Origin of the sequence: Burkholderia sp. Ap-955, assembly GCF_011753045.1 — a bacterium.
GTDB classification, from domain to species: Bacteria; Pseudomonadota; Gammaproteobacteria; order Burkholderiales; family Burkholderiaceae; genus Burkholderia; species Burkholderia lata_D.
In genome coordinates this window covers 1-6,445 of the sequence record NZ_VWWH01000170.1, presented here as the reverse complement: position 1 = coordinate 6,445, position 6,445 = coordinate 1, and the positions used below count along the sequence as shown (strand labels likewise).

Here is a 6,445-nt window from a genome sequence, read left to right as displayed (position 1 = left end):
AGCGCCTCCGCATGGCCGCGCAGCGCGAGCGCCGCCTCGGTCGGCAGCAGGCCGGACGGCGAGCGCGTGAACAGCGTCTGGCCGAACGCAGCTTCCAGCGCCGCGACGTGGCGGCCGGCCGTCGGCTGCGTGATGCCGAGGGCGCGCGCCGCGCCGGACAGCGAGCCTTCCGTCAGCACGGCGAGAAAGGTGCGGTAGCGTTCCCAGTTCAGATCGGTGGTCATACATAAATGTATAGCTGATCCATCAGGTTCGGCAATTCCTTGATAGCCGAAGCCGCGCCAGAATGCGTGTCATCACGGACATTCATTCAAGGAGAGCGGCAATGACGACCCACGCAGGCGGGACGCAACGACAGGCACTCGTGCTCGGCGCGAGCGGCGGGATTGGCGGGGAAGTCGCGCGGCAGTTGCGCGATGCGGGCTGGCAGGTGCGCGCGCTGAAGCGCGGGCTCGACGCCAAAGTCGTGGAGCGCGACGGCATCGCCTGGATGCGCGGTGACGCGATGGACCGCGACGCGGTCGTCCGGGCCGCGCGCGGCTGCAGCGTGATCGTGCACGCGGTAAATCCGCCGGGCTACCGCAACTGGGCCGGGCAGGTGCTGCCGATGATCGACAACACGATCGCGGCGGCGAAGGCGGAGCGGGCGACCATCGTGCTGCCGGGTACCGTCTACAACTACGGCGCCGACGCGTTTCCGGTGCTGGTCGAAGATGCGCCGCAGCATCCGTCGACGCGCAAGGGCGCGATCCGCGTCGAGCTGGAGCGCCGGCTGCAGGATGCGGCCGGGCAGGGCGTCCGCACGATCATCGTGCGGGCCGGCGATTTCTTCGGGCCGAAGCTCACCGGCAACAGCTGGTTTGCGGCGGGGCTCGTCAAGGCCGGGCAGCCGGTTGCGTCCATCAGCGTGCCGGGGCGGGACGGCATCGGGCACCAATGGTCGTATGTGCCGGACGCCGCGCGCGCGATGGTCGAGCTGATCGAGCGGCGCGACACGCTGGAACCGTTCGCGCGCTTTCATCTCGGCGGGCATTGGGATGCGGACGGCACGCAGATGGCGGAGGCCGTGCGCCGCGTCGCGCAGCGGCACGGGCTGCGGCCGACGGTGCGCAAGTTCCCGTGGTGGTTTGTATGGGCCGCGGCGCCGTTCGTCACGACGCTGCGCGAACTGCTCGAGATGCGCTACCTGTGGCGCGAGCCGATCCGGCTCGACAACACGCGGGTGACCGCGGTGCTCGGCCGCGAGCCGGTGACGCCGCTCGACGCGGCGGTGGAAGCGACGCTGGCGGGGCTCGGGTGTCTCAAGTGAGCAACGGCCCGGGCCGGAGTCCCTGCTCTGGCACGGGCCGGCACGATGGCGAACCGCAGAACCTGCGGCACAACAATTTTCCACATACCCGGGCGCGTCCGATGCGCATCATGTCGGCTCAGGTCGATCAGGCGAAAACGGGGGCGCGATGTTGCATTTCGGGTGGAAAGTATCGGTTGCAGGGGCAATCATGTGCGCATTGAGCGGGTGCGCCGACCTGGCCGGGGTTCTGTATTGCAACAACTCGCAGTTCAACTTTCCGGACTATCACTGCTTTCAGCCGTAATAGCAGCGGCTGGCGCGGCGACGGAACGCTGTCGCGCCCGTGTGCCGCGCAATTGCTCATTGCCCGTTACGCGACGACCGGCAACACCTCCACCGCATAGCGATGCCGAAGGCTGCGCCCGAGCACCGGATCGTGCAGCTCCATCTCGAACGTCTCGCCGTCGCCCATCGCTGCGATCGAGCCATGCACGGCGACCGTGCCGCCATACATCGCGCTGCGCGCGGGCATCGTGCGGCGGTCGTCGAAGCGTTGCCACAGTACGTCGGGTGCAAGCAGGCCGCTGACCGCGCCGTGCTGGTACGCAATCCGCTCGCCATCGCGCGAGATCAGCCACGAACGCATTTCGATCGCATCCCAGTGATCCGCGACTTCCGCGTAAAGCCACGCATCGCGGCCGAGCGGTTTCGCGCACACCTGCTTCGACACCGCGACGCCATACGCTTCGACCTCACGATCCGTATGATCGGAGCCGACGGTCACGAGCGTGCCGGCCGGGCTGTCGACCAGCACGCATTCGATCTCGCCGCCCGAGCGTGCGCCGAGCACGCCGATCGCGGGCGCCTGCGTGAGCAATGCGGCCGACACGCGATAGAAGCACGGCGTGGTCGACGGCGGCGCGACGCCGAGCGCCGCGAGTTCGTCGATATGCGCCTGGATCGCGGCCGGATCGCGGCCGGCCCAGCCGGCGATCACGACGCGCTCGATCTCGACGTCGACGGTGGCCGGCGCGCGTTGCCGGGAAATCACATTGAACGACAGGGTTGGCATGCGGGTATCCGTTTTAAGGGCGAAGGAATGAATCGGCTGGCGGCGACGTTCAATCCGCGAGCGGCTTGTGCGCGGTTTCGCGTGCGACGAGGAGCGCGATCGACGTGACGACGAGCGCGGCGGCGACATACAGCGACACGGCCGTCGTCGTGCCCGTCTGCCGGAACAGCGCGGCGATCACGAGCGGCGCGAAGCCGCCGCCGACGATGCCGGCGAGCGTGTACGCGAGCGACGAGCCCGCATAGCGCACGCGGGTCGGGAACTGTTCGGTCACGAACGCGCCCTGCGGGCCGTACATCACCGCGTGGATCACGAGGCCGATCGCGACGGCCGCGACGATCGCGCCGGGGCGCGCCGAATCGAGCAGCGTGAAGAACACGAACGCCCACACGATGCCGGCGAGCGCGCCGGCGAGATACACGGGCCGGCGGCCGAAGCGGTCCGACAACGCGCCGAAGAACGGCACCGCGAGCGCGTTGCAGGCCGTGCCGATCATCACGGCCGTCAAAGCGACGGGGCGCGACAGGTGCAGCACGGTCGTTACGTAGGTCAGCGTGAACACGACGATCAGCGCATACAGCACGTCCGAGCCGATCCGCGAGCCGCCCGCGATCAGCAGGCGCTTCCAGTGGTACTTCAGCACGTCGGCGACGGGCACCTCGGCGGTCGCGTGCGATTCGGCGAGCTGCTCGAACTGCGGCGTTTCGTCGACGCCGCGCCGCAGCCAGAAGCCGAACACGACGAGCAGCGCGCTGGCCGCGAACGGCACGCGCCAGCCCCACGACAGGAAATCGCCGGACGTGGTCGACAGCGTCACGAGCGCGATGCAGCCGGTGCCGAGCAGCGTGCCGAACGACGGGCCGATCTGCGTCCACGATGCGGACAGCCCGCGCCGCTTCTGGTCGCCGTGCTCGACCGACAGCAGCACCGCGCCGGCCCATTCGCCGCCGAGCGCGACGCCCTGCACGAAGCGCAGCGCGACGAGCAGGATCGGGCTCAGGATGCCGGCCTGCGCATAGGTCGGCAGCGCGCCCATCAACGCGGTCGTCACACCCATCAGCACCAGTGTGAGCATCAGCACCGCGCGGCGGCCGATGCGGTCGCCGAGATTGCCGAACACGAAGCCGCCGAGCGGGCGCGACACGTAGCCGACCGCATAGGTCGAGAACGCGAGGATCGTGCCGGCCAGCGGATCGACCGACGGAAAGAACAGATGGTTGAAGACGAGCGCGGCGAGCGTGTTGTAGATCGTGAAGTCGTACCACTCGAGCGACGTGCCGATCATGCTCGCGGTCGCGAGTCGGCTGTTGCGGACGCGGCGGGGCGCGTGGGCGGCGGGCTGGGCGAGAGTGCTCATGGTGTCGGGCATGTCGTGTCGGGGAACGGGATGAAACGCCGGGCCGATGCGTGGGTGTGCATCGCGCATGCGGTGCGGCCGGCGGGGGCGATCAGGTGATCAGGACGGCATTGCGGCGGCAGCGGCGGGCTCGGTTTCGACGTCGCCGCGCGTGACATGCAGCGGCGCGGCGGCGCGCCACAGCAGCTCGAAGGTGCGCACGTCGTCGTGCCCGGCGAGCGATACGGCCACGCGTCGCGTCGCGGCCGCATCGCTGCCTTCGATCAGCACGAGCGCATCGGCAGCCGGGCGGGCGGCCGCATCGGCGCCGATCGGCGCGGAAAGATCAGGCGCGGTGCAAAAAAGTCGCGCGGCGTGGATGCCCGGTTCGTGCAGCACGTCATCGAAGCGCTCGCGCAGGTGCTGCACGTCGATACGATTCGGCGGCAGCACGAACAGCGCGAGATGCGCGCCTTCTCCGTCGCCGGCCTCGATCGTCAGTTCTCCGACGCGTCGCTGCGTGCCCGTCATGCGCTCGAAGTTCGCGAGCGACCATGCGGTCTGCTGCGTGAACGCACGCCGGTACGCATCGCCATGAAATACGTCGAGCGCATCCGTCACGTACAGCGCGAGATACTGGCGCGGGCCGCGATCGGTCGCGCGAAAGCGCCGCGCATGCGTGAAGCCGGGAATCGCGACACGTTCCTGCATGTGCTCGCGGTCGTACCACGCGTTGAAATCGGCTTCGTGCGCGGGGTCGATATCCGTCCAGACGCAAAGCTGGCCGTGCGGAAGGGAAAGGCGGGTCATCGCGGGGTTCCTCGTGACGGGGGGGGGCAGGAACCGCAGTTTCCCGAAGACGGGCCGCGCCCGTCCAACAAGAAAACAAATTCGCGGTGAACAGGTTTTCTTATGAGCGGCGCGGGCGGCGTTTCGCCGGGGGCGTGGGGGATGGAGTCGTGCGTTTCACTTTTGCCGGTGCTTTCGCTTTGGCTTTTGTCGCGGGACGGGCGGGTGTTTTGTCCACGCTGTCGGGCGCGGCCGTCTTTGCGTGATGCGCGGCGGCCGACATCGCGCGCGCAACTTCGCTGGCGAGTTCCGCGATGCGCGCGGCCACCGGCAGGCCCTGGCTGCGGTATGTCGCGACAAGCGGCAGCGCGGGGAATTCGGGTTCGACGTCGAGCAGTTCGAGCGCGCCTTCGTGGAGTTCGCGCCCGATGATCGCGGGCGGCAGCGCGGCCACGCCGAAGCCGTCGGCGACGAGGCGGATCATCGCGGCGACCGATGTGATGCAGTTGATGCTGGCCGGCCGCTCGACGGCCGCGAACAGCCGCTCGATCGTCGCGTGCGGGCCCGAATGGCGCGAGAAGCTGATGATCGGGAATTCGGCCAGGCGCGCAACGTCGAGCGGCTGGCCGCCGAGCCCGAGGCGCGGGCTGGCCGCCCAGCGCACCGGGAATTCGCACAGCGGCAGGTTCGTGAAATCGGGGCCGGGCACCGGGTCGGTCTGCAGGATCAGGTCGACGCCGTCGGTGCTGAGCAGGCGGATCAGGTGCAGCGTCGTGTCGCTGGTGATCTCGACGTCGAGGCGCGGATAGCGCTCGCGCAGTTGCGCCATCAACGCGGGGAACCAGCTGTGCACGATCGATTCGATCACGCCGATCCGGATCAGGCCCGCGTCGCTCGCCGCATCGATGTCGCGGCGCATTTCGCCGTCGAGCCGCACGATCCGCTCCGCGTACGCGAGCATGCGGCGCCCGGCGGGCGTGAGCGTGGCCGAACGCGTGTTGCGGTCGAACAGGCGTACGTCGAACGCTTCCTCGAGCGACGCGATGCGGCTCGATACGGCGGCCTGCGTCGTGTGCAGTTTTTCAGCCGTGAGCCGGAAGTTTTCCAGCTTCGCGAGCCAGACGAAGGTTTCAAGAAACCGGATGTTCATCGACGTTCGAACCGTGAGGCGGTGCCGGGCGGGGCGGCGGGATCGGTCGATGGTAGCGGATTTTCGGGGGCGGGAAATAAGCGGAAGACGCGGTATGCGTGCGTGGGCAGGTGGTGGAGGATGGGACGACGTGCACGAAGCGCTGCCCGCGACGGGGGCGCCACACGAGCGGCGCACCCGCACGCATCAGAGCTTGTCGAACGCGAGCGTCGGCACGTCGACGACCATCGCGCCGCCGTCGGCGACGAGCGTCGCGCCGGTCACGAACGACGCGTCCGGCGACGCGAGGAACGCGCACACGGCCGCGATCTCGTCCGGGTCGGCCGCGCGCCGCAGCGGCACGTCAGCGCTGACGCGTGCATACGCGCCGTCGAGCGTGTCACCGTGTGCCGCCATCAGCGGTTCCATCTCCGCGTCGGCCATCGGCGTGCGGACCCAGCCGGGGCACACCGCATTCGCCCGCACGCCGTGCGGCCCGTAGTCACGGGCGAGCGACCGGGCGAGCCCGAGCAGTGCGTGCTTGCCGACCGTGTAGCCGCATACGCTGGGCCCGGCCGCGAGCGCGGCGATCGACGCGACCAGCACGATGCTGCCGCGCTGCGCGATCAGGTCGGGCAGGCACGCGCGCGCGCTGACGAACGCGGTATCGAGGTTCGCGTGCATCGCGTCGCGCCACTGCGCGTCGTCGGTTTCGTCCGCGCGGCCGAGCCCGTGGCCGCCCGCGCACGCGACGAGTGCGTCGACGCGGCCGAAGCGTTCGGCGATCTGCGGCAGGAAGCGGGCCCAGTCGGCGGTGCTCGCGGCATA

At 69.4% G+C, this 6,445-nt stretch carries 7 protein-coding genes; 1 reads left to right on the top strand and 6 read right to left on the bottom strand.

Translation table 11 applies throughout. The features are described from left to right. Positions 1-224 (bottom strand): LysR family transcriptional regulator (locus F3J15_RS36675; protein ID WP_166897608.1); only part of this gene is annotated, 224 nt, incomplete at its 3' end. A 101-nt stretch (positions 225-325) separates the two neighbouring features. On the opposite strand from F3J15_RS36675, the gene F3J15_RS36670 reads away from it, so the two are divergent. Beyond that, positions 326-1,309, top strand: coding sequence for an NAD-dependent epimerase/dehydratase family protein (locus F3J15_RS36670; RefSeq protein ID WP_166897606.1), 984 nt, complete (start codon positions 326-328; stop codon positions 1,307-1,309). Between the two features lie 352 nt (positions 1,310-1,661). On the opposite strand, the gene F3J15_RS36665 is transcribed toward F3J15_RS36670, so the two are convergent. From F3J15_RS36665 to F3J15_RS36645, 5 genes are all read right to left on the bottom strand, one after another. Continuing rightward, on the bottom strand, positions 1,662-2,363 hold the full coding sequence (locus F3J15_RS36665; protein ID WP_166897603.1) for a DUF2848 domain-containing protein: 702 nt from the start codon (positions 2,361-2,363) through the stop codon (positions 1,662-1,664). Between the two features lie 49 nt (positions 2,364-2,412). Continuing rightward, positions 2,413-3,732, bottom strand: coding sequence for an MFS transporter (locus F3J15_RS36660; RefSeq protein WP_089485399.1), 1,320 nt, complete (start codon positions 3,730-3,732; stop codon positions 2,413-2,415). Between the two features lie 87 nt (positions 3,733-3,819). Further along, complete coding sequence (locus F3J15_RS36655) at positions 3,820-4,509, bottom strand: DUF4286 family protein (RefSeq protein WP_166897599.1); 690 nt, start codon at positions 4,507-4,509, stop codon at positions 3,820-3,822. Positions 4,510-4,609: 100 nt separating this feature from the next. Beyond that, complete coding sequence (locus tag F3J15_RS36650; RefSeq protein ID WP_166897596.1) at positions 4,610-5,638, bottom strand: LysR family transcriptional regulator; 1,029 nt, start codon at positions 5,636-5,638, stop codon at positions 4,610-4,612. A gap of 186 nt (positions 5,639-5,824) precedes the next feature. After that, a partial coding sequence (locus F3J15_RS36645; protein ID WP_166897593.1) for an SDR family oxidoreductase occupies positions 5,825-6,445 on the bottom strand: 621 nt, incomplete at its 5' end.